The sequence below is a fragment of the Vibrio sp. SBT000027 genome (assembly GCF_963894355.1).
GTDB lineage: Bacteria > Pseudomonadota > Gammaproteobacteria > Enterobacterales > Vibrionaceae > Vibrio > Vibrio splendidus.
Genome location: NZ_CAWQGD010000001.1, coordinates 1,915,650 through 1,938,548, shown reverse-complemented (window position 1 = coordinate 1,938,548; position 22,899 = coordinate 1,915,650). Strand labels below are relative to the sequence as shown.

Here is a 22,899-nt window from a genome sequence, read left to right as displayed (position 1 = left end):
CTCCTTTGAACAATACGATGTCACTTTGTATACAAAATGCTCTTTTTAAGGATATTTATATTGCATAAATTGTAAACAAGCAAAGGGTATTTAACATTTATTTATCATTTGGTCTTTTTGTAATTTATTTTTACGTAAAGATATTTTATGTAAAGCAATGAATTGTAAGCTTTTCAGGGTTAGTGCTTACTCAAAGCGGCCGTATGATGTAACAAAATTGTTTCATTTTGGGGTTGATAAATAGCTAGGATGGTTCATAGTACACAAAAGTTAGTTTAATTGTATACAATCTGAACTGGAGGTTCGAATGGCAATTATGAAAGCGATTGAAGCAGCGGTAGAGGTGCTTAAACGTGAAGGTGTAGACATCGCATTTGGTGTTCCCGGCGCAGCAATTAACCCTATGTATGCGGCTATGAAAAAGCTCGGAGGAATCGACCACGTCTTAGCTCGTCACGTAGAGGGTGCATCCCATATGGCTGAAGGGTACACGCGCACTAATCAAGGCAATATAGGTGTGTGTATTGGTACTTCTGGTCCTGCGGGAACTGACATGATCACGGGTCTTTATTCTGCGACTGCAGATTCGATTCCAATTCTATGCATCACAGGCCAAGCGCCACGTGCTCGTCTTCATAAAGAAGATTTCCAAGCGGTCGACATTGAATCTATCGCTAAACCAGTGACTAAGTGGGCGACTACGGTGCTGGAACCTGCACAAGTGCCACGCGCATTCCAAAAAGCCTTTCATTTAATGCGTTCGGGTCGCCCAGGTCCAATCCTGATTGATCTACCGATTGATGTTCAGCTGGCTGAGATTGAGTTTGATATCGATACCTATGAACCGCTAGAGCCTTATAAGCCACAAGCAACACGAGCGCAGGTTGAGAAAGCATTAACCATGATGTCTCAATCGCAAAAACCGCTGATCGTATCGGGTGGTGGCGTGATTAACGCTGGCGCGTCTGAATTGTTGCAGCAGTTTGCTGAGATCACTGGTGTTCCTGTTATTCCAACCTTAATGGGGTGGGGATCGATCCCGGATGATCATGAGTTAATGGCGGGTATGGTGGGGCTACAAACTTCTCACCGTTATGGTAACGAAACCATGCTGAGTTCTGATTTTGTGTTTGGTGTTGGTAACCGCTGGGCTAACCGTCATACCGGCTCTGTGGATGTTTACACCGAAGGTCGTAAGTTTGTTCACGTTGATATTGAACCAACCCAAATCGGCCGTGTGTTCTGTCCTGATTTAGGCATAGTTTCAGATGCGAAAGCAGCGCTTGAGCTCATGGTTGAAGTGGCGCAAGAGTGGCGTGATGCTGGCAAGCTGCCGAATCGAAATGCTTGGGCAAGTGAGTGTCAGGAACGCAAGTCGACCATGCTGCGTAAAACCAATTTCGATGAAGCGCCAATGAAACCGATGCGTGTTTATGAAGAGATGAACAAGGCATTTGGTCGTGACACTTGTTATGTGAGCACCATTGGTTTGTCGCAAATTGCAGCCGCTCAGTTCCTACATGTTTATAAGCCGCGTAACTGGATCAACTGCGGTCAAGCTGGCCCATTGGGTTGGACAACACCAGCCGCATTAGGTGTACGAGCAGCCGATCCAAATCGCGATATCGTTGCTATCTCTGGTGATTATGATTTCCAATTCATGATCGAAGAACTGGCGGTAGGTGCGCAGTTCAACTTGCCATACATTCATGTGTTGGTGAACAACTCGTATTTAGGCTTGATTCGCCAAGCGCAACGTCAATTTGATATCAATTACTGTGTACAACTGGCGTTCGATAACCAGAATGCGCCAGAGCTTGAAGGCTACGGTGTTGACCATGTAGCCGTTGTTGAAGGCCTAGGCTGTAAGGCAATTCGAGTTCGTGAACCAGACCAAATTGCCGCTGCGTTTGAACAAGCCAAAGAGTTGATGAATAAGCATAAAGTACCGGTTGTTGTTGAGCTGATTCTTGAGCGAGTGACCAATATTGCGATGGGCGTAGAGATCAACGCCATCAACGAATTTGAACCGCTTGCCGAAAGCCGTGGCGATGCTCCAACGGCGCTGGCGTACAAGTAATCATTAAGTAATGTGTATCCGTAGAGCTGAGGTTTAGCCCTACGGAAAGCCTCCGATAGAGCGAGGCTTTACTACAAACAACCAGATTTTTACAGATAAAGAATAAGGACAGAGTCATGGCAAAATTTGCAGCAAACTTGTCAATGTTATTCACGGAAGTTGATTTTATGGATCGCTTTGAAGCCGCAGCGGAAGCGGGTTTTCAGGGCGTAGAATATCTTTTCCCTTACGCCTTTGATGCTCAGGCAATCAAAGCAAAACTCGACGCTAATAACCTAGAGCAAGTGCTATTTAATTTGCCCGCGGGTGATTGGGACGCTGGCGACCGTGGTATCGCGGTCGACCCAGCAAGAGTTGAAGAATTTCAAGCGGGTGTACCTAAAGCCATCGCTTACGCAAAAGCACTCGGTTGTACTCAAGTGAATTGCTTGGCGGGGATTGTTCCGCAAGGTGTCACCCAACAAGATGCGCAATCGGCGTTTGTGATTAACCTGCATTACGCGGCGAACGCGCTAGCAGCAGAAGGCATTAGCTTAGTGATAGAGGCGATCAATACCCGTGATATTCCGGGCTTCTTCTTAAACACGACTGAGCAAGCCAAAGCGATCATTAAAGAGGTAGGGAGCGATAACCTTTCTATCCAATACGATATTTATCACATGCAAATTATGGAAGGCGATCTCACGCCGACCATGCAACAAAACATTGGCCAAATCGCACACGTGCAACTGGCGGACAATCCAGGCCGACACGAACCGGGTACTGGCGAAATCAATTACCCATTCGTGCTCAATTATCTTGATGAGCTTGGCTATCAAGGGTGGGTGGGCTGCGAATACAAACCTAAAACGACAACGACAGAAGGCCTTGGTTGGCTACACCAGTACCGTTAATTTGCGTCTGGTAACCCTCAAACGTTAAGGAGAACAACATGTCTAAAATTGCATTTATCGGAACTGGCATCATGGGTAAACCTATGGCGAGTAACCTTCAAAAAGCAGGTCACGATTTGATTCTGTCGGATCACTTTAATGCAGCACCTGCCGACCTTGTGGCAGCGGGCGCAACGGTCTGTCATTCACCAGCGGAAGCGGCTGAAGCTGCGGATATCGTTATCTTAATGGTGCCGAATACACCACAAGTTGAAGATGTCCTGTTTGGTGACAACGGCGTCGAGAAAGGTCTAACTGCGGGCGGTGCAGCTGGAAAACTGGTTATCGACATGAGTTCGATCTCGCCAATCGCGACCAAAGCAATTGCAGCGCGAATTAACGAAGGCGGCGCGTCATACCTTGACGCTCCCGTTTCGGGTGGTGAAGTAGGCGCGATTAATGCAGCGCTGACTATCATGGTGGGCGGTGAGCAAGACGCGTTTGATAAAGCTCGTCCTCTGTTCGAAATCATGGGTAAGAACATCACGCTAGTAGGCGACAACGGTGCGGGTCAAACCTGTAAGGTCGCAAACCAAATCATCGTTGCTCTGAATATCGAAGCCGTGTCTGAGGCGCTCGTATTTGCTTCGAAAGCCGGTGCTGATCCAGCGCGAGTACGTCAGGCTTTATTAGGTGGCTTTGCTAACTCTAAGATATTGGAAGTGCACGGTGAGCGTATGGTTGAAGGTACCTTTGATCCAGGCTTTAGAATCTCGCTTCACCAAAAAGACCTCAACTTAGCGCTAACGGGCGCACAAGAGCTAGGGGTTGCACTGCCGAATACGGCAAATGCACAAGAGCTATTTGGTGAGTGTGCCGAAATGGGCGGCGAAGGTTGGGACCACTCTGCGCTTATCCAAGCGATTGAGAAACGTTCTGACCACTCGATTCGTTAATCTAGTTAACGGTTTGTCCGTTTAGTGGTTAGTCAATCAACCGATTATCCGTTAATTAATTAGGGCTGCTATCGATTCGTAGCCCAACAGTTTGTTTATAAATCGCGTAGTTTCGTCTCCTTTTATACGCGTTCCTGATACGAGGCAGAGGTTGAAGTTGTTCCTTTCCAACTTGATCTTAGCAGGCACCCTTTGGCCTTGTATCGGGGTTCTTTTTTTCTCCGTCAACTAAGGAGTGGCTGATGGACATTGATGCTAAGCAGTTTCTACAAACCCTTTTCTCAAGTGCTGTTAATCAGGCGCTACCTACAAATCACATCGAACCTTTTCTTCCTCAAGACATTTTTTACCGCTCAGCCAACCAAGCTGGGCGTACTGTGGTGATAGGAGCAGGAAAAGCAGCCGCGTCGATGGCCGCAGAGCTTGAAGCGGTTTGGCAGGCAAAGAAACAGCAAGATCTCGCACTGCGTGATCTTGAAGGCTTAGTGGTGACTCGTTATGAGCACACCGCACCTTGCGAACACATTGAGGTGATTGAAGCAGCGCACCCCGTGCCAGATGCGATGGGCTTAGAAGTGAGCCAACGTATGCTGCAATTGGTGAGTAGCTTGAGCGCAGATGACACGGTTATTTGCCTACTGTCGGGTGGCGGTTCCGCTTTGCTAAGTCTTCCCGGTGGCGACATCAGCTTGGCGGAGAAGCAACAAATAAATAAAGCGCTGCTCAAATCAGGCGCCGCTATTGATGAGATGAATTGTGTTCGTAAACATCTATCTTCGATAAAAGGGGGGCGACTAGCAAAAGCCGCGTATCCTGCAAGGGTTGTGTCACTGGCGATTTCAGATGTGCCGGGCGATGACATTAGTGTGATTGCCTCTGGCCCAACCGTACCCGACACCACCACGCGTTTTGATGCGATGGCCATTTTAGAACGTTATCAAATAGAAACACCACGCTCGGCATTTGAATGGCTAAATAATCCAGAGTCAGAGACCATTAAGCCAGATGATGCCTGTTGGAAGAACGCGGAGCACCATATTATCGCTACACCAATGTCGGCATTGGAATCCGCTGCTGCAGAAGCTGAAGGCTTGGGTATTCCCGCTTATGTGTTGAGTGATTGCATAGAGGGAGAAGCGCGAGATGTCGCGAAGGTGCATGCTGCGCTAGCCAAACAAGTGGCTAATAACAAGCACCCATTCGAGACGCCTTGCGTGATACTTTCCGGCGGGGAAACCACAGTAACCGTTAAAGGCAATGGTCGCGGTGGGCGTAACTGTGAGTTCTTGTTGAGCTTGTATAGCGAGCTCAAAGGCCAAGACAATATCTTCGCATTGGCTGCCGATACCGACGGGATTGATGGCGTGGAAGACAATGCGGGCGCATGGATAACCCCTCAAACATGGCAACAAGGTTCGAGTCTGTCGCTTAAAGCGCAAGACTACCTCGATGCCAACAACAGCTACGATTTCTTCAAGCAAGTCGATGTGCTTCTTACCACGGGACCAACGCTGACCAATGTGAATGACTTCAGAGCAATATTGATTCTTTAACTTGAACAGTTCAAAAACACGGTATGGAATGGTCGTTTCTTAACAAATAGAGCGGCCATTTTATTGTTATCAATGCGGTGACCTTGAGTTCTGAGATTATCTTCTGGACTAATGAAGCACGTTGATTACTATGATTTTAGTAACGAGCTGTAAAGGATGCAATATGTCTAGGATCAGACAAAAGAATCAAGATTTAATCATCGAAGTCGCGTGTGAACAATTCGCCACTCATGGTTATGCCGCAACAAAAATGGCCGATATCGCAAAAGCGGCCGACATTCCCAAACCCAACGTATTCTACTATTTCAGCTCTAAAGATAAGCTCTACAATGCCGTTCTAGAAACCGTCACTCAGCCTTTACTTGAAGCATCTCGTCCGATTGAAGAGCTCAGCGATCCTGTTGAAGCCTTGTCCCAATATATTCAAACCAAACTGATCATTTCTCGCGACCATCCACATGCCTCTAAAGTGTTTGCCAATGAAGTGATGTCGGGCGCGAAAGTACTGCCGAAAGAGATTGGCGATGAGCTGTATAAGCAATCCCAGATGATTCTTGATAAGTTCTCAACATGGTCAGCACAAGGCTTAATGGATGACGTTCCTGCACACCACCTGATGTTTACCATTTGGGCAGCCACCCAAACCTACGCCGATTTTGGCTGGCAGATTTGCAGCGTGATGCAGAAAGATAAGCTCGATGATAAAGACTATGAAGATGCCGCTGAGTTTATCACCCAGCTAGTGATTAAAGGGTGTGGTGTGAAAGGCTAACGTTATTTGAATGTTTTTTTTGGGTCTGCGATTGCAGGCCTTTTTTGTTTGTGCATTTGAGTGAGCATATGTGCAAAGCTACTTTTGTGACCTGTTGTGCAATAACTCATTTATCTTGAATTTGGCTCGATTAGGTATGCCATTTTATTTAAAGGTAAGGTTATAGTGTCGCAAAAATTTAGCGGTGCTCTTTTTTCTAAAGGAAAAGACTAACCTGCTAACAATATTACACGCACAACATTAAGGTTTAGCAATGACGCTTAAAAGCTTGGCATGCACCATCAGCGCAGTTCTGCTTGCAGGTTGCGGTTCAACGGTCGCGACGCAAACATACAATGCTGATCTGATCATCACCAACGGACAGGTTCTCACCATCAATTCAGAAATGGATGTGATTGAAGATGGTGTGGTAGTGGTGAAAGACGACCAGATTATCGCAGTTGGTAACGAGGATTTGATCACTCAATATCGCGCTGAAAAGGTGATTGATGCTCAAGACGGAATCGTTATGCCGGGCATGGTGAACGCGCACAACCATTTACCTATGATCGCGTTCCGCGGCTTAGGAGAAGAGGGCATCTCGAACCGCTTGTTCGCTTACTTCTTTCCTCTAGAAGCCGAAAAGCTAAGCCGTGAACTGATTTACAACGCAACCAAGCTTGGCTCTATTGAATTGGCACAAAGCGGTGTAACCACTTACGCCGATATGTATTACCACATGGACGAAATGGCAAAAGCGACCAAAGAAGTCGGCTTACGCGCCGTGCTCGGCGAAACCGTGATTAAGTTTCCAGTGGTCGATGCTAAAGAACCTTACGGTGGGATTGAGTATGCCAAAGGCTTTATTGAGCAGTACAAAAACGACGAGTTAATCACACCTGCTTATGCACCACACGCGGTGTACACCGTGAGTAAAGATAAGCTGCAAGAAATCAACAAGCTGTCTACTCAATACGATGTGCCGGTGCTGATTCACGTTGCTGAATTCCCGAATGAAGAAAAGCGCATCAAAGACGAAACCAAAGCGACATCGCCAGTTGAATACATGGATGAAATCGGTGTGCTTGATGAGCGTGTAGTGATTGCTCACGGCATCCACCTTTCAGAAAATGACCAAAAGCTTCTCAAGCAAGCTGACGCGGGTATCTCATACAACCCAATGGCGAACGCCAAAGGGGCGACAGGCATTGCGCCTGCTTGGGAGATGTATCGTGCCGATATGCGCATTGGCTTAGGAACCGACGGGCCAATGAGCTCCAATCAAGTCGATATCATGCGTACTCTAAGTTACGCAGCTAACATGCAGCGCTTAAAGCATTCAGACCGCACCATTATGATCCCTGAGCAAGTGATTGAAATGGCAACCTTAGGTGGCGCGAAAGCCCTACACATGGAAGACCAAATTGGTTCTCTGGAAGTGGGTAAAAAAGCGGACATCGTGATTGTAGAAACACAATCAGCGAACATGATGCCAAGTTACGACCCATACGCGACATTGGTTTACCAAGCGAACCCAAGCAACATCGACACCACTATCGTTAACGGCCAAATCGTGATGGAAAACCGCGTAATGCAAACCGTTCAACTGGATGATATCCGCCAAAGCGTCGATGAGTTTGAAGCTGACATTACTGAGTTTGCCAAAGAGCTTTCAAAGAAGGCGATTAAATCTAAGAGCTTGATGGATTAGGAAGTAAATCGGATTCCAAAATCGAATAGAAGTAACAAGGCCGACATCATGTCGGCCTTTTTTTGTTACGAACTCTCTCCAGAACCTTACTCCTTGAACCTCAGTTCTTTGGATGACAGCAACACTTGGTTAATTGAGGTTGCACTTGGTTAGTTAGAGAAGATCTTGATTAATTAAAGCAGCACTTAGCTAATTGGAGCAACTATTGCCATTAGGAATACCGCTACCTAAGAATTCGACGCGAATCTGTTCGATATCTTTTAGGTACTGGTTGTTCGCTTGCTCGGTTTTATCAAAGTTGTTAAGCGTGACATTCCATGAAGTGAATGGGGTGGGCTGGAAGTACGCGTATTCGAACTTATTCGCTACGGCGCCATCGGTAATGATGCTGATGTCGTTGGTGGTTGGATCATCAATGCGATAGTAGAACGCGCGTGACACGGGGTTAGAGCTGAACTGGTAATCTTGATTTTCGTATCGATCGGCATAGTTGCCTGAACTGGAGACACGCAGGTTGAGTTGCTTGCCATAAGGTAAGTTTTCACCCTCTAAGAACACTCGTACCGTGGATAGCCTAACGCGGTCAAACGAACAGAGTTGGACTTGCTCTAATGGAATAGAGAAGTTGAGCTGTCCGGTTGTTGCAAAGCTTTCGAGTTGTTCTGGGCTGGAAATGGTGTAGTTATCGATGGTGAAATCTTGTGGCGCGGGTTGGAAAGAAGACAGAGCATTCACATACTCACTTTCGATGGACGCCAAATCAAATTGGTAGTCCAAGTAGCTTTTGTTGAGAGAAGGCGTGATCTCGCTTGGCTTCAATGCCCAATATTCGTATGCCTGAACATAGTTAGATAAAGCAACGTACATAGGACGTTTGAAGTGCATCAATACTCTCGACAGTTCACGTTCAATCGAATCGAAGTTGTCGGTATCTACCTGATAACTCCCAATTGCATCACTCAGTCTTTGCTGTTGATTGATGGTTACGTTATTGGTTAACAACAAGTCGACCAACTTTGCTTGTTCCTGAGCAAAGTTAAGCTGGGTGATGTTAATTGCCTTACCCAGAAGCACCTGTTTCTCAAGCTCAAGTAAGTACTGTCTCGTCCCTTTTATTCCCAAACTATCAGCATATCTTAAGTTGCTGCGGATCTCGGTGATCATCAGATCCCAAGCTAGATTGCTTTCATTGATGGTTGGGATGTTGAAGTTAAAGCCATCCATCGCTTCCGATATCTTCTGGAACTTGATAGTTGATTTAATATCCGTGGTGAGCTGAGAGATACCAGAAATCGTTTTGGTGACGCTATCAATAATGCCCGTGACAGACTTGATATTGGTGACGAGGTTTTTCGCTTTTTCTAATGCTTCTGGGGTTTTAGCCAATTGTTCGGTTAGGTCATTGACCCCTGAAAGGTTGCCGGTGAACACGCCACTCACTGCACTGCCAATCTCGGCTATTGCTTTGAAAATCGCCAAAGCTGCGTTGAGTTGCTGCTGGGTTTTCCAATTCTCTACGCCAACTAGATAAGTCGTTCTTGCATCGAGAGTCACTAACTCCTGAGCTTTGTATTGGCTATCTACTTCGGTCAGGCTATCGCCTATCTTGTCTATGTTGGACTGGGTTTGTGTGATAATCGAGCTTTGAGCGCGAAGAACGTCTTCGATGTTAGCGAGCGCTAACTTAGCGGCTTCTATTTTGTCTTCAATGACGGTGCTTCTGTCTTGAATAATGTCCCACTGAGCTTGATATGCGACCATCGCTTTCAGATACGCTTCGTATTTATCTTGGTACAACACCTTATCGAGATAAGGCACATAGTGGCTCTCTTTGGTGCTGAAGCTAATGAATTGTTTGAACGCGACGGTTTGCAAGTAAAGGTCTGAAAGGATTGGGTCGTCTTCTACCACTGAACCTGAGTAACGTAAGCTCTGCTCAACCCAGTTGATGAGGTCGAGGCTAAGTTCTGGGTTGGTATCGTATAAGCTGGCAGCCATATCAAAAGAACGATTAACAATGTCTGTAAAAGGCTCAGAAGCCAATTTCATTTGCCCGGTAATGTTTGAGTCGATGGTGGTTCTTCGGTAGTGCTCTCCTGCTAAGACAACGGATTCACCATCACCGATTTTCCCTGTTAGAGCGTCTCGCGTAATGCTGCCATCGCTTTGGAAAGCGAGCACATTAATCGGTGTCTCTATCTCGCCCGCAATCACAGAAATTGAGGCAGCAGAGCCTTGTTGTCCGAGCACAAATGTCGGCGTGCCTTGGCCAACAATTTTACGCGCAAAAATCAGGATGTTTTGGTTATTTACGAGCAAGTTGAAGTTCTCTGGAACCTCAATCGTATCTGCAAAAATGACAACTTTTGAAGGCTTAGTGACATAGAGGTTCTGCTCTGCAATCCAGTCACTTAGGTTGATGTGTAAATCGGATGTTGAACGCGATAAGACGCCAACATCGGAATAGGCAGATTGAACCCAGGTTGGGTATTCGGTTGAATTGGGTAAATTGTTCAGTTCAAGCCAGTCGCTAGAAAAAGCCTGTGGAGAAAATGAAAGAGAAATAATAATAGGTAGAAGTCTCATATTTATGTCCTGTCGAAATTAGTAGTCACCAAATTTTGGGTAGCAGAAGCCGCCACCTTAATTTGCTTAAGGTGCGGCTTCTTATTCGGAAGGTAATTTGGCTATCTTGTTATATTTTTAGCAGTTTCGTTGCTGTGTATAGCGTTTCTGTATATAGCGTCGATTTTATCTGTCGCGCTACTTTTCGATAGGTATAGGGACTAATCCATTTTTTGGATATATGCATTGTTTGCGAACGCTTTTGCTTTCTCACTAATATTACTCCAGTTACTTTCTGCAACTGTTGTATTGGCAAGCGCGCCTATCGCACCAAGCATGGTATCGTCTCTCATGATATCGGCATTATCTTGAGCTTGTTCTAGTGCAACGAGCAGTGAAGTGAAGTCGGCATTCATTTTCTGCCAATTCAGTTTCAGCTTATTAATATGTGGAATCGCATTTTCAATTTGCTGAGAAATTATCTCGATACTCTCCGAAGAGCGATGATAAGAGTTATATATTTTTTGCGTGTAAGTTAACTGCTCTTGAAGCTCTTTTACTTCGTTTTGTAATTCGTTACGAAGTTTGCGTGCTTTTTCTGCTTTATCGCCGTAGACGCCCATAATTGGCCCTGCAACCAGAGGGAACCAAGCATAAGTCACTGCGGTAGAGGCGACCGTAACGTAGTGAGTGTAATCTTTGTTGAGTTGAGTGATACGTGCATTGATGTCATTCACTCGTTGCTGAAGCGCACTGCCATCATCGCTTAGATAACCGTTATGGGTACCTTCCAACACATCTAGCTGCAATTTTTGCGTGTCCAGTGTGGCTGAAAATTCCAATAGATTTCCGCCAACGTCAGACACTTCTTGTTGGTATTTCATGGAAAAGTTCTGCAGGCTTTTTAGGTAAGCAATCGCCATTTTTCTGTTGCGTTCTACTGCTTCTATATCTTCCGGCAGTGGCGAGAATGCTTTGGCCAACATTTCATTCAAAGCATCGCTCAAAGGGGTGAGCATGTAGTCTTTAATTTGTGCGTAATTGGCCAAGCTTAATGAAAGGTCAACGATGCTTGGGTAAAGGTCTTTTTTCCAATAAAAGGCAGTATCGTGAATGTTTGAGTATTGCTCGACCAGTGCTTGAAAATTAGAGAAAGGAATGTCGTTAGGAATACTTAAAGTCGACTTCATACTGGCTTCTGTCACAGGCAGTGCTAAAGCACCTTCGACATAGGCTTGGATCTGATACCACTCTTGCTGTTTGAGAATAAAGTTGTCGGTATCTAAATCAATAAAGACGCCATTCTCACCGATTATCGTATCGTAGGTGACTTGAGGTATGTTTTGTTCAGCTGACGCTTGGTTAACTTGAACTGGCGCTGCTTGAGAAGTGAAAGCAAAAGAAGAAAGTAGCCCAATTGAAATCGAAGATAGTACGAGTGTTTTAGTGATTTTTTTCATCGTTTAGCCCTGTTAGATTTGTTATTAGCTTTTTACAAAGACAATAATCCCCCTACCATTCGATGGCATTTTTAAATATTTATGAAGGGTTATTGAATAGTTTTATATTGTTATTCTTATAATTATTTTTTGTTTTTAAAATAGACCCCTTTAATGTGTTTTTTGTTTTTATAAGATTTGGTCAATCTATAGTAGATTTATAATGAAAAGTTCTATTTAGATCACATATTTGGATTCATATTGATTGATTGTTGATCTATTGAATTTAATGATATTTAAGTCACTACTCTTGTGTCTTTTGTCAGGCTAGGTATGGAAAGGTCTCGAGAGGTTTTTATTCTATTCATAAATGCGATAAGTGATAAAAGTATAATTACCCTCATAATTTCCATTATTACTAAATCTGTTGATTAATTTGATGAATATATAAATAGAACGAGCGTTTTAAATTTGATCTGTGCCAGATAATGTACGGGTTGCTTTATATTAATCGAAAGTTTAATTAGTGAATGTTTTATTAGTTAATATTAAATTAGATTGCATTTAATTAGCTTATCTTCAATTAGTGAAGGTTTATATTTCGTTCTGATAGGGATGGAACTATTTAAGTAAACTGACTAATACATAGCCTGAGAGGCAATCATGCCTGCAGATTTTTGCGGGTGTTTTCGAATGTTTATGGGGTTTTAGAATCTTTGCGGATGTTCTGGGTGTTTGCCCATCAAAGCCACGCGCTTTGGCTTGCAGTGTTTGATGGGCAAGTGTCTTAGTTAGTTGTTATTCATCGCCAGCTTACCGAGCTTCATGGCGGCAGCATGGTGGCGGTGCATCAGTTGCTCCATGTCTACTCCAATTACTACTCCATCGTTAACTCGCCATTTTCCGGCTACCATCACTTTATCCGCTTGTTGAGCTCCACAAAGTAGTAGTGCAGCCAGTGGATCGTGGCTGCCAGAGAAACGAATATCATCGAGTTTGAACATCGCGATGTCGGCTTGTTTTCCGACTTCTAGTGTACCGATATCCGTTCTACCCATTGCGCGTGCTGAGCCTGACGTTGCCCAGCGCAGTGCGTCGAAGTGTGAAACGTTGGCAGAGCCATACTGCAGGCGCTGTAAGTACATCGCCATGCGCACTTCTGCAATCATGTTCGAGCCGTCATTGGAGGCCGAACCATCAACACCTAGCCCGACTTTAACGCCAGCGGCTTCAAGGTCGTTGTTCTTACAAATACCGGAAGCCAGCATCATGTTGGACGTCGGGCAGTGGCTGATGCCAATGCCTGCTTTGCCCAATCGTTTGATCTCTTCTGGGTTGAAGTGAATGCCGTGTGCAAGCCAAGTGCGTTCATTCAGCCAGCCCACATCTTCTAGGTAATCGACAGGGCGTAGACCGAACTTCTCGATACAGAAGTCCTCTTCATCGAGCGTTTCGCATAGGTGAGTGTGCATCATCACGTTCTCACGCTCACTGATCTTAGCGGTCTCTTTCATTAGATCGGTGGTGACTGAGAACGGCGAACAAGGTGCGAGTGCGATTTGAATCATCGCCCCTTCATCACGCTGGTGGTAATCGCGGATCAAGCGTTGGCTGTCATCGATAATGGTTTGTTCGGTTTGAATGGTGTGTCGTGGAGGTAGCCCACCTTCATCTTCCCCAAGGCTCATGGAGCCGCGCGTAAATATCGCTCTTACACCTAGTTTCTCTGCGGCCTCGACTTGTAAATCGATGGCGTGCTCTAGCCCGTTTGGCAGTAAGTAATGATGGTCTGACGCTGTGGTACAGCCCGACATCATCAACTCAACCAGAGCTAACTCTGTGGCAAGGCTCATCATCTCCGAATCGAGGTTGGCCCAAACTGGATAGAGGCTTTGTAGCCAATGGAAGAGTTCTTTATTCAGTGCGCCGGGGTAGGCACGCGTTAGGGTTTGATAGAAGTGGTGGTGCGCATTGATAAGCCCAGGAGTCACAACATGACGAGAGGCGTCGACGCTGTAATCTACGGGTAAGATTGGCTCTTTGTGTTTGCCAACCAGCTCAATGATTGTATTACCTTTAATGACAATACCGCCTTCTGCATCAGCCAGTGAGCCAGTGTAGATTGCGAGAGGATTCTTAATCCAGATTGTTTCCATTCATAGTAGTCCTTAGCCATCTCAGCCTTTTCAGGGAAGAGGGTCTTTATTGGTATTTGCTGTTGAAAGATAAATTCGAATCAGGGCGTTAAAACGTTCAATGCTCTAATCATTCCCTGATTCTGTGAAAATCGGTTTTACGTTAGTCAGTGAACCAGTTAGTTCTAGACTCAGTTAATTTGAGACTTAGTTAGTTCCAGACTTAATTAGTTCGAGAGTTAGCTAGCTAGTTCGCTTTGGGCTCAGGATTTTCTGATGCCGCTTGAACATCTGTTTCTGTGCTTGCTTGCTGAATCTCTAATTGGTCGTTTGACTGTAACTCTTCTTCAGCTTGTTCTTTCATTTCTAATTCAACTTGCGCTTGGCTTTCGGCCAGCGCTTCTTGCTCTTCTGCTCGTGAAGATTTCGGCAACACAAGGTTTAGAAGAACCGTCATGATGGTGCCTGTTGTAATGCCAGAGTGAAGAAAGTTCGCAAGGTCATGCGGCAAGTGTTGCAGCAACCTTGGTTCGAAAGTGACGGCTAAGCCAGACGCTAAACCAACACAGATTACCAAGGCATTTCGCTTGGTGTCTGCGGCTTTGATCAACATGCGGATGCCCGCGTAAGCAATCATACCGAACATCACAAAGCCCACACCACCTAGAACAGGTTTCGGAATCGTGACGGCAATAGCGGCTAATTTCGGGAATAAACCGCCTAAAATTAGTAAACCACCGGTTGCAGCCACAACATATCGACTTGCTACACCTGTGATACCAACAATACCGACATTTTGGCTGAATGACGCCAATGGCATCGCGGTTAAAATCGAAGATAAGGTACTACCAAGGCCATCGCCGAGTAATCCACGTTTTAGATCTTTACCACTGACTTGGGTTTGACAGTTGTTGCCCAACGCCATGAAGTCGCCGGTTGCTTCGGCGATAACCACGATGTACACCAAACTCATGCTGATGATGGCGCTAGCAGAAAAGGTAAAGCCATATTTGAAGGGCTCAGGTCCGCCAACCCAAGCGGCAGAGCTGATTTGCTCAAGGTCGACCATGCCGAGTGACAGCGCCACAATGTAGCCGCCCGCTAAACCAATCACGATGGCCGAAGCGGCAACCGCCCCTTTACAGTAAACCGATACGCCAACCACAATCCCCAAAGAGATCAGTGCTAGAAACAGCTTTGGTAGTGTGGCGAACTGTTCCGTATTGGCTGGGGAGTCCCCGACCCAATTCATGGCAACCGGTAAAATGGTTAAGCCGATTAGGGTAACCACAACACCACTTACCACGGTTGGGAACAGCTTCCGAACCTTGTCCATATAGAAGCTGGCACCAATCACGACAAACGAGCCGATAAGCGCCGAGCCCATGATAGCGGCGACACCACCTTCGTTACCGATTGAGATAGCGACACCTAAAAAGGCAAAGCTCGAACCCATAACCACGGGCAGTCGAATGCCAACAGGGCCAAAGCCAAGACATTGAGCGACAGTCACAATACCTGACGCCAGTAGCGCAGCATTGATCAGTGAGACGATCTCTGTATTAGGTAGGCCGATAGAAGCACCGACAATTAGGGGAACAGCGACAATGCCACCAATCGATGCGAGCATGTGTTGTAAAGCGAGTAAAAAGGTTAAGCCGTGAGGCGGTCTTTCATTTAGGGTGTACAGAAGTTTCATTTGATATTCCTCTGCCTGTGTTTCCGTTTACAGGCGAATGGCGGTCAAATAATGACTTCTACAAACTGCGTAGGGTCATAAAAAAGGTGCACTAATTAAGTCGGGAATTTGCTCTCTACTCATCAGTACAATTAGCTTTTTCTTGAAAATTTGGTTAGTGCTTATTTTCTTACTGATATAGCTACTTACTTATCTTATTTATTGCATTCGTCTATCGCTTGGCCTGCGAACAGGCCAAGTGATAGTTACGTTGGGTGATTAGCCGATGAAGACTAGCTTCGCGACAAAAATCGCGGCTAAGAAGTACATCGAAATTGAGACGTCTTTTGTTTTACCTGTCGCCAGTTTCAGCACTGTGTAGGTAATGAAACCCAGTGCGATACCATTCGCGATAGAGAAGGTCAGGGGCATCATCAGCGCGGTAATGGCTGCAGGTGCACCGTTGGTGAAGTCTTTCCAATCAACGTGTTGCATGCTGCTCATCATCACGAAGGCCACATAAATCAAGGCACCAGAGGTAGCGTAAGCGGGGATCATGCCTGCAAGTGGCGATAGGAAAATTGCTGCTAAGAACAACACGCCAACCACAATCGCTGATAGGCCTGTTCGTGCGCCTGCTGCAACGCCTGCTGCACTTTCTACATAACTGGTTACTGGCGGACAACCCACACACGCACCTGCCACACTTGAAATACTGTCGGCTTTAAGCGCTTTGCTTAGGCCTTCAATTTTTCCGGTTTCAGGGTTAGTTAGGTTTGCGCGCTCAGCCACGCCCATCAAAGTACCCGCGGTATCGAACATGTTTACAAAAAGGAAAGCCAAGATAACGCTAATCATTGAAACATCGAGTGCGCCCATAATGTCCATTTTTAGGAACGTAGGAGCCAAGCTTGGCGGAGCCGCGAAGAAGCCGTTGTAGTGAACTAAGCCAAGCATCATGCCAACCAGAGTCACACTTAAAATACCGATTAACACAGCACCAAAAATCTTGCGCTCACTCAGAACAGCGATGATCAAGAAGGCGATAGCAGCCAGTAGCGCTTCTGGTTTGGTAAAGTCACCTAGAGAAACCAAAGTTGCTGGGTTTTCGACGACGATACCCGCTGTTTTTAAACCAATTAGACCTAAGAACAAACCAACGCCCGCTGTCATGGAGTAACGTAAACTCACAGGGATACTTTCAATGATCCATTGGCGGACTTTGTAGAAACTCATCCCGACAAACAAGATGCCGGAGATAAACACCGCACCCAGTGCCACTTCCCAGCTGTAGCCCATTTCGCTTACTACCGTGAACGAGAAGAAGGCATTCAAGCCCATGCCCGGCGCAAGGCCGACAGGCCAGTTCGCAAATAACCCCATTAACAAACAACCGATAGCTGCACCAATACAGGTTGCGACGAATACCGCTCCTGCATCCATGCCAGAAGCGGCCATAATTTGTGGGTTAACGAAGATGATGTAAGCCATGGTTGCGAAGGTGGTGACACCGCCGACCAACTCATTTTTCACACTGCTTCCGTGGGCCTTAATTTTAAAGAGTTTCTCTAAAATTCCGTTATTCGCATCTTGGTTGAGTATTTCTGTTTTACTCTCACTCATGTCAGCAAGTCCTTTTATGTTGTGATCCATTTATTGAATACAGCGAGATTTCAATATTAAGTTTTAAGGTTTTTCCTAGCCGCTATTTCTGTAGTTACCTGTTGTTTAGTCATCAACTCTCTAACTATTAACGTTGTTAGTATTTTTATATGAGCGTGCTTAATGAGCGCGCATCGTTTTAGATGCACGCACGAATCTGTTTATTATTCGATGGTTGAGCCTAGTTCGAAGTGCTAGGTCACGGGACTAACTGCCCCTATAGGTTGAGAAACTGTAAGGCGAGACGAGAAGAGGAACGTGATAATGCGCTTCTGGATCATCTAAGCCGAAACGAATAACCACATCGTCTAGGAAAGGCACGCCATCCAATTCCACGCCTTTACTTCTGTAGTAATCGGCAACGTAGAACACCAATTGATATTTCCCCGGTCGGAAATCATTCCCTGCCAGAATCGGCGCATCGGTTCGGCCATCGGAGTTAGTGATTACCGTCGCCAACTTTTCTGTTGAGTCTTCATTGACCTTATAAAGCTCTACCTTGATCTCTGCACCCGGTAAGCCGTGAGTTGTGTCTAATACGTGTGTTGTTAATCTTCCCATAGTCCTTTAATAGCGCTTTTGGCGCTCCTCTGTTCCGTGGTTTATCTGTCTGTTTCGACCTTGCAAAGAATGCAACTGGTCACTTTGTTATCACTAACTATGTACGAACTGTACACAATTAGTAAAGCGAATTGTTGGAAAAATGTTAACTATTGTGTCGTTTTTTCTGACTTTATAGATCTTGATTATCGTTTTTTGGTGAGTTTTGGTTTTGTTAAGTTGTTGTTTTTAATTAGTAATATTGCGTAAATTTAACTTGAATAACAAAATCTTTACATTGAGATAAATAATTGTATACAATAAATGCACAGGGGTAAGGTTGCTCTGTTTATCGAGAATCCATTTGGTTGAATCATTTGGTGACTCACTTAAAGAGCGGCTAAGCCAACCACTTATGTTAGGAGTACTTGGATGAATAAGGATTATTCAAGAAATTTGATCGGTTACGGAGCTAACCCTCCAAACCCTCAATGGCCAGGTAATGCGCGCGTCGCGGTTTCTTTTGTATTGAACTATGAAGAGGGCGGTGAGCGTTGTTTGTTACATGGAGACGACGAGTCTGAAGCTTTTCTCTCAGAGATCCCGTCAGCACAACCGATCAAAGGCGAACGTCACATCAGCATGGAATCCATCTATGAATATGGTAGTCGTGTAGGTGTGTGGCGTGTTCTTCGCTTGTTCGATGAATATGAAATCCCACTGACTGTATTTGCTGTCGCAATGGCGATTGAGCGTCACCCAGACGTTGCCAAAGCTATGGTCGAAGCGGGCCACGAAATCTGTAGCCACGGTTATCGTTGGATCGACTATCAATACATTGATGAGTCTGAAGAGCGCGACCACATGACCAAAGCGATTGAGATCATCCAACAAGTGACGGGTCAACGTCCACAAGGTTGGTACACAGGTCGAACGGGTCCAAATACGCGTCGCTTGGTTGCAGAAGAGGGCGGTTTTCTTTACGACTCTGATGCTTATGACGATGACCTGCCTTATTGGCACACCGAGACTGGTCATCCGCAATTGGTGATCCCTTACACACTTGATGTGAACGACATGCGTTTTTCAACGGCGCAAGGCTTTAACTCTGGTGAGCAGTTCTTCCAATATCTGAAAGACACGTTTGACACCCTTTATATGGAAGGCGAAACCGCACCGAAAATGATGTCGGTTGGGCTGCATTGTCGTCTGATTGGTCGCCCCGGTCGTATTGCTGCATTGAGACGTTTCTTAGATTACGTAAAACAGCACGACAGCGTGTGGTTATGTCGTCGAATCGATATCGCCAACCACTGGCACCAACATCATCCATATCAACCAAATAACGCTAATCATCAACAGCAAAAGTAGCAGTGAAGCAAGGAGGCTTACGTGACTGAATTTCGATCATGCCAACCAACAACCATGGACCGCGATACCTTTGTCGCTCACTTTGCTGATGTCTACGAACACAGCCCGTGGGTTGCAGAAGTGGTGTATGACCAAGGTTTGAATGCCGAAGACGACCATATCGAGAATCTTCATCTGAAAATGGCATCGACCTTGTTAGGTGCAGACCAAGGCAAACAGTTGGCTTTGATCAACGCTCACCCGGATTTAGCCGGTCGAGCTGCAGTAAACGGCGAACTCACCGAGTCGTCGACCAAAGAACAAGCGGGGGCGGGCATTGACCAGTGCAGCGCCGAAGAATTTGAAAAATTCACTTCTTACAACAACAGCTACAAAAGTCGCTTCAATTTCCCTTTTATCATGGCGGTGAAGGGAGCCAATCGTTACCAAATTCTTGAGTCGTTCGAGATGCGATTAGGAAATGATAGTGAAACTGAGTTTGCTACGGCGATTCAAGAGATCAACAAGATCGCGATGTTTCGTCTCTGGGATATGTAAGTTAACGGAGTTAACAGCTATCTCAGCCCAGTCTTAGTGCGCTAAGAGCACGCTTTATAAGCGAATAAGCCACTAAGTTCTCATTTTATTATTACTTGATTAATTGGATAGGATTACACGGACATGACCCAAACATTTGAACAATACATAAACCTTGCAGACGAAAAACTCGGCGCAGAAGCTATCTTCGCAACAGACGATTTTTTCGCGGATAAAAGCCGTCTACTCAGCCACGCAGCACCAGAGTGGAAAGACGACTTATACGACGATAACGGCAAGTGGATGGACGGTTGGGAAAGCAGACGTAAACGTGGTGAAGGTTACGACTACTGTGTCGTTCGCCTTGGTCTAGCTGGCACCATTGCTGGCGTTGATATTGATACCTCATTCTTCACAGGTAACTTCCCACCTTCGGCATCAATTGACGCGTGTTATTCACCACAAGGTGAGCCAACAGACGCAACAGAGTGGCAAGAAATTCTGCCTTCAATGGCACTACAAGGTGATCATCATCATCTTGAAGCGATTGAAAGCGACCAAGTATTTACTCATCTACGTTTGAACATCTACCCAGATGGCGGTGTAGCGCGCTTACGTGTTTATGGCCGACCAAGTGTGGATTGGGAAGCAATAGATTCTCAGCAACAAGTCGACCTAGCATCGGTTGAGCACGGTGGCCGAGCACTCGCATGTAGTGACGAACACTACGGAAACAAAGCCAACATCTTAGGCCCAGGCCGCGGTGAAAACATGGGTGACGGTTGGGAAACAGCGCGTCGTCGTACACCGGGTAACGACTGGGTTATCGTGGCACTAGGCCACCCAGGTAACATCGAACGCATCGTTGTTGATACGGCTCATTTCAAAGGTAACTACCCTGACAGCTGCTCAATTCAAGCGGCTTACGTGAAAGGCGGTACCGACGACCAAGTAGAAACACAAAGCCTATTCTGGCGTGAACTCTTGCCTGCACAAAAGCTGCAAGCGCACGAGATTCACGAATTCATTTCTGAGGTAAACGACCTTGGTGCGATTACCCACGTACGTGCAAACATATTCCCAGATGGTGGTATCAGCCGTTTGCGTCTGTTTGGTACGAAAGCGAAATAGGTAAGGAAATGAGTATGAGTAATGGAATACGTCGTTTATCCATCGAACCGTTAACCAAGCAGGCTTTTGCAGAGTTTGGCGATGTTATCGAGTCCGATAATAGTGATTTCTTCATGATCAACAGTGGATCAACACGTCGCTACCACAAGCTAGCGACAACGGATGTGCAAGACCAAGACGGAGAAGCCATCATCAGCATCTTCCAAGCCACACCGTTGAGCTACCCACTGACCATCAAAATGTTAGAGCGTCATCCACTTGGCTCTCAGGCATTCATTCCATTACTTGGTCAACCCTATTTAATTGTTGTTGCGCCAAAAGGCGACGATCCTACATTAGCCAATAGCCGAGCTTTCTTGAGCAACGGTCGTCAAGGAGTGAACTATCACAAAGGGGTGTGGCATCACCCAGTTCTCGCCCTCACCGATCAAGACCAGTTCTTGATCGTCGATAGAGGCGGCGAAGGGCATAACTGTGACGAAGTTTATTTCGACAGCGACCGAGTGGCATTGCATTTGGACGACTTGCCAACGGACGACAATAAGGAAGAGCAACGCTTAGCTAAAGCGTTGTGATACAGGAGTTTATTATGGATCCGCATATTACAGAGTGGTTGAATCTAGCAATACGCTGGGCTCACATGATTGTTGGTGTTGCGTGGATAGGCGCATCATTTTACTTTGTTTGGTTAGAGAACAACCTTAACCGAGTAAACCCAAAAACGGGCCTTTCAGGCGACTTATGGGCAATTCACGGTGGTGGTATTTATCACCTAGAAAAATACAAACTTGCGCCACCCGAGATGCCAGAGCACCTGCACTGGTTCAAATGGGAAGCCTACTTCACGTGGATCACCGGTGTGTGTCTACTGGGTGTGGTTTACTACCTCAACGCTGAGATTTACCTGATTGCACCGGGCTCTGGCCTTGATTCAACAACCGCAATCGCGATTGGTATTGGTTCATTCGTTGCCGGCTGGTTTATCTACGACTTACTGTGTGACTCACCATTAGGTAAAACCCCCGTGTTGCTTGGCGTTGTGCTGTTTGTGCTGCTCGTCGCTGCGACGTACGGCCTAACTCAAGTGTTCAGTGGTCGTGGCGCTTACATCCATGTTGGTGCGATCATTGGTACCATCATGGTGGGTAACGTATTCCGCGTTATCATGCCTGCGCAGCGTAACTTGGTGAAAGCGATTGAAGAGAAGCGCGAACCGGATCCGGCATTACCAGCGAAAGGTCTACTGCGTTCTCGTCACAATAACTACATGACACTGCCAGTGCTGTTCATCATGATCAGTAACCACTTCCCAAGCACTTATGGCTCGGAATACAACTGGCTGATCCTTGCTGGCCTAGCGATCTTCAGTATCTTGGTGCGTCACTACTTCAACACCCGTCATGGTAGTCAGAAGTTTGCATGGACAGTGCCAGTAGCGGCATTGGGTATGATCACGCTTGCGTTTGTGACTTCACCTTACGCGAAAAAACAGATGACTCCGGTTGTGCAGGCGCCAGTGGTTCAAGAAGCGCAAGTAAGCTCGACTGAATCAGCGACAGAAGAGCTTGCTGAAAACGGTACAGCTTCAACTACGGCTAGTTCTCAAGCTGCACCAGCAGATCACGCAATGCAAACTGCTAGCGCAGGCGTAAGCTTTGAAACCATCAACAAAGTCATTCAAGAGCGTTGTTCTGTGTGTCACTCATCAACCCCTAGCCACGCTGCTTTTGCTGCTGCGCCAGCCGGTGTGATGTTTGATACCCCAGAAGAGATTAAAGCCAACGTCCCAAGGATTGTTGCTCAAACCGTAACAACCAAGGTGATGCCGCTCGGTAACATGACTCAAATGACCGACGAAGAACGCGCACTCATCGGCACTTGGGTAGAGCAAGGCGCTACGCTTCAATAATGATGTGAAATCCTTTACCTAAGAGCATGA

At 46.1% G+C, this 22,899-nt stretch carries 17 protein-coding genes; 11 read left to right on the top strand and 6 right to left on the bottom strand.

Annotated elements, in window-relative coordinates:
* The first annotated feature begins 307 nt into the window (after positions 1-307).
* The 6 genes from gcl (at position 308) to AACU28_RS08260 (ending at position 7,923) form a co-directional block, all read left to right on the top strand.
* Positions 308-2,080 carry a glyoxylate carboligase gene (gene gcl, locus AACU28_RS08285; RefSeq protein WP_121602758.1) on the top strand — a complete coding sequence of 591 codons (1,773 nt, stop codon included), beginning with the start codon at positions 308-310 and terminating at the stop codon, positions 2,078-2,080.
* A gap of 116 nt (positions 2,081-2,196) precedes the next feature.
* A complete protein-coding gene (hyi, locus tag AACU28_RS08280) occupies positions 2,197-2,973 on the top strand; it encodes a hydroxypyruvate isomerase (RefSeq protein ID WP_017075254.1) in 777 nt (258 codons plus the stop codon).
* A 38-nt stretch (positions 2,974-3,011) separates the two neighbouring features.
* Positions 3,012-3,908, top strand: a complete 897-nt coding sequence (locus AACU28_RS08275) for a 2-hydroxy-3-oxopropionate reductase (RefSeq protein WP_017076971.1) — start codon at positions 3,012-3,014, stop codon at positions 3,906-3,908.
* A 242-nt stretch (positions 3,909-4,150) separates the two neighbouring features.
* The gene (locus AACU28_RS08270; RefSeq protein ID WP_121602757.1) at positions 4,151-5,461 is read left to right on the top strand and encodes a glycerate kinase type-2 family protein; all 1,311 of its coding nucleotides are present in this window, start codon (positions 4,151-4,153) and stop codon (positions 5,459-5,461) included.
* Positions 5,462-5,624: 163 nt separating this feature from the next.
* On the top strand, positions 5,625-6,233 hold the full coding sequence (locus AACU28_RS08265) for a TetR/AcrR family transcriptional regulator (RefSeq protein ID WP_121602756.1): 609 nt from the start codon (positions 5,625-5,627) through the stop codon (positions 6,231-6,233).
* A gap of 253 nt (positions 6,234-6,486) precedes the next feature.
* Positions 6,487-7,923, top strand: a complete 1,437-nt coding sequence (locus AACU28_RS08260) for an amidohydrolase (RefSeq protein WP_121602755.1) — start codon at positions 6,487-6,489, stop codon at positions 7,921-7,923.
* Between the two features lie 189 nt (positions 7,924-8,112).
* Here the strand turns inward: AACU28_RS08260 and AACU28_RS08255 are convergent, their stop codons facing one another.
* The 6 genes from AACU28_RS08255 to uraH form a co-directional block, all read right to left on the bottom strand.
* Positions 8,113-10,509 (bottom strand): hypothetical protein, encoded by a 2,397-nt coding sequence (locus tag AACU28_RS08255; protein WP_121602754.1) that lies wholly within the window; start codon positions 10,507-10,509, stop codon positions 8,113-8,115.
* Between the two features lie 200 nt (positions 10,510-10,709).
* Positions 10,710-11,948 (bottom strand): alpha-xenorhabdolysin family binary toxin subunit A, encoded by a 1,239-nt coding sequence (locus tag AACU28_RS08250; RefSeq protein WP_121602753.1) that lies wholly within the window; start codon positions 11,946-11,948, stop codon positions 10,710-10,712.
* Between the two features lie 770 nt (positions 11,949-12,718).
* On the bottom strand, positions 12,719-14,083 hold the full coding sequence (locus AACU28_RS08245; protein ID WP_121602752.1) for an 8-oxoguanine deaminase: 1,365 nt from the start codon (positions 14,081-14,083) through the stop codon (positions 12,719-12,721).
* A gap of 226 nt (positions 14,084-14,309) precedes the next feature.
* Positions 14,310-15,761 carry a nucleobase:cation symporter-2 family protein gene (locus AACU28_RS08240; RefSeq protein WP_121602751.1) on the bottom strand — a complete coding sequence of 484 codons (1,452 nt, stop codon included), beginning with the start codon at positions 15,759-15,761 and terminating at the stop codon, positions 14,310-14,312.
* Between the two features lie 258 nt (positions 15,762-16,019).
* The gene (locus tag AACU28_RS08235) at positions 16,020-17,363 is read right to left on the bottom strand and encodes an NCS2 family permease (protein WP_121602750.1); all 1,344 of its coding nucleotides are present in this window, start codon (positions 17,361-17,363) and stop codon (positions 16,020-16,022) included.
* A 246-nt stretch (positions 17,364-17,609) separates the two neighbouring features.
* On the bottom strand, positions 17,610-17,963 hold the full coding sequence (gene uraH, locus AACU28_RS08230) for a hydroxyisourate hydrolase (RefSeq protein WP_017083063.1): 354 nt from the start codon (positions 17,961-17,963) through the stop codon (positions 17,610-17,612).
* Positions 17,964-18,374: 411 nt separating this feature from the next.
* On the opposite strand from uraH, the gene puuE reads away from it, so the two are divergent.
* From puuE to AACU28_RS08205, 5 genes are all read left to right on the top strand, one after another.
* Positions 18,375-19,313, top strand: a complete 939-nt coding sequence (gene puuE / locus AACU28_RS08225; RefSeq protein WP_017111437.1) for an allantoinase PuuE — start codon at positions 18,375-18,377, stop codon at positions 19,311-19,313.
* A gap of 21 nt (positions 19,314-19,334) precedes the next feature.
* Positions 19,335-19,850, top strand: coding sequence for a 2-oxo-4-hydroxy-4-carboxy-5-ureidoimidazoline decarboxylase (uraD, locus tag AACU28_RS08220; RefSeq protein WP_102466187.1), 516 nt, complete (start codon positions 19,335-19,337; stop codon positions 19,848-19,850).
* A gap of 123 nt (positions 19,851-19,973) precedes the next feature.
* The gene (gene alc / locus AACU28_RS08215; protein WP_017086623.1) at positions 19,974-20,960 is read left to right on the top strand and encodes an allantoicase; all 987 of its coding nucleotides are present in this window, start codon (positions 19,974-19,976) and stop codon (positions 20,958-20,960) included.
* A gap of 14 nt (positions 20,961-20,974) precedes the next feature.
* The gene (locus AACU28_RS08210; protein ID WP_004732859.1) at positions 20,975-21,535 is read left to right on the top strand and encodes an ureidoglycolate lyase; all 561 of its coding nucleotides are present in this window, start codon (positions 20,975-20,977) and stop codon (positions 21,533-21,535) included.
* 14 nt (positions 21,536-21,549) lie between these two features.
* The gene (locus AACU28_RS08205; RefSeq protein WP_121602749.1) at positions 21,550-22,869 is read left to right on the top strand and encodes a urate hydroxylase PuuD; all 1,320 of its coding nucleotides are present in this window, start codon (positions 21,550-21,552) and stop codon (positions 22,867-22,869) included.
* The last annotated feature ends 30 nt before the right edge of the window (positions 22,870-22,899 follow it).

Excerpts from the sequence above, each read along its gene's own strand:
- AACU28_RS08205 (WP_121602749.1), top strand. The coding sequence starts at position 21,550 with ATGGATCCGCATATTACAGAGTGGTTGAATCTAGCAATACGCTGGGCT.
- AACU28_RS08265 (WP_121602756.1), top strand. The coding sequence starts at position 5,625 with ATGTCTAGGATCAGACAAAAGAATCAAGATTTAATCATCGAAGTCGCG.
- AACU28_RS08260 (WP_121602755.1), top strand. The coding sequence starts at position 6,487 with ATGACGCTTAAAAGCTTGGCATGCACCATCAGCGCAGTTCTGCTTGCA.
- AACU28_RS08245 (WP_121602752.1), bottom strand. The coding sequence starts at position 14,083 with ATGGAAACAATCTGGATTAAGAATCCTCTCGCAATCTACACTGGCTCA.
- AACU28_RS08270 (WP_121602757.1), top strand. The coding sequence starts at position 4,151 with ATGGACATTGATGCTAAGCAGTTTCTACAAACCCTTTTCTCAAGTGCT.
- alc (WP_017086623.1), top strand. The coding sequence starts at position 19,974 with ATGACCCAAACATTTGAACAATACATAAACCTTGCAGACGAAAAACTC.
- AACU28_RS08240 (WP_121602751.1), bottom strand. The coding sequence starts at position 15,761 with ATGAAACTTCTGTACACCCTAAATGAAAGACCGCCTCACGGCTTAACC.
- AACU28_RS08255 (WP_121602754.1), bottom strand. The coding sequence starts at position 10,509 with ATGAGACTTCTACCTATTATTATTTCTCTTTCATTTTCTCCACAGGCT.
- puuE (WP_017111437.1), top strand. The coding sequence starts at position 18,375 with ATGAATAAGGATTATTCAAGAAATTTGATCGGTTACGGAGCTAACCCT.
- AACU28_RS08210 (WP_004732859.1), top strand. The coding sequence starts at position 20,975 with ATGAGTAATGGAATACGTCGTTTATCCATCGAACCGTTAACCAAGCAG.
- AACU28_RS08275 (WP_017076971.1), top strand. The coding sequence starts at position 3,012 with ATGTCTAAAATTGCATTTATCGGAACTGGCATCATGGGTAAACCTATG.
- AACU28_RS08235 (WP_121602750.1), bottom strand. The coding sequence starts at position 17,363 with ATGAGTGAGAGTAAAACAGAAATACTCAACCAAGATGCGAATAACGGA.
- uraH (WP_017083063.1), bottom strand. The coding sequence starts at position 17,963 with ATGGGAAGATTAACAACACACGTATTAGACACAACTCACGGCTTACCG.
- AACU28_RS08250 (WP_121602753.1), bottom strand. The coding sequence starts at position 11,948 with ATGAAAAAAATCACTAAAACACTCGTACTATCTTCGATTTCAATTGGG.
- gcl (WP_121602758.1), top strand. The coding sequence starts at position 308 with ATGGCAATTATGAAAGCGATTGAAGCAGCGGTAGAGGTGCTTAAACGT.
- hyi (WP_017075254.1), top strand. The coding sequence starts at position 2,197 with ATGGCAAAATTTGCAGCAAACTTGTCAATGTTATTCACGGAAGTTGAT.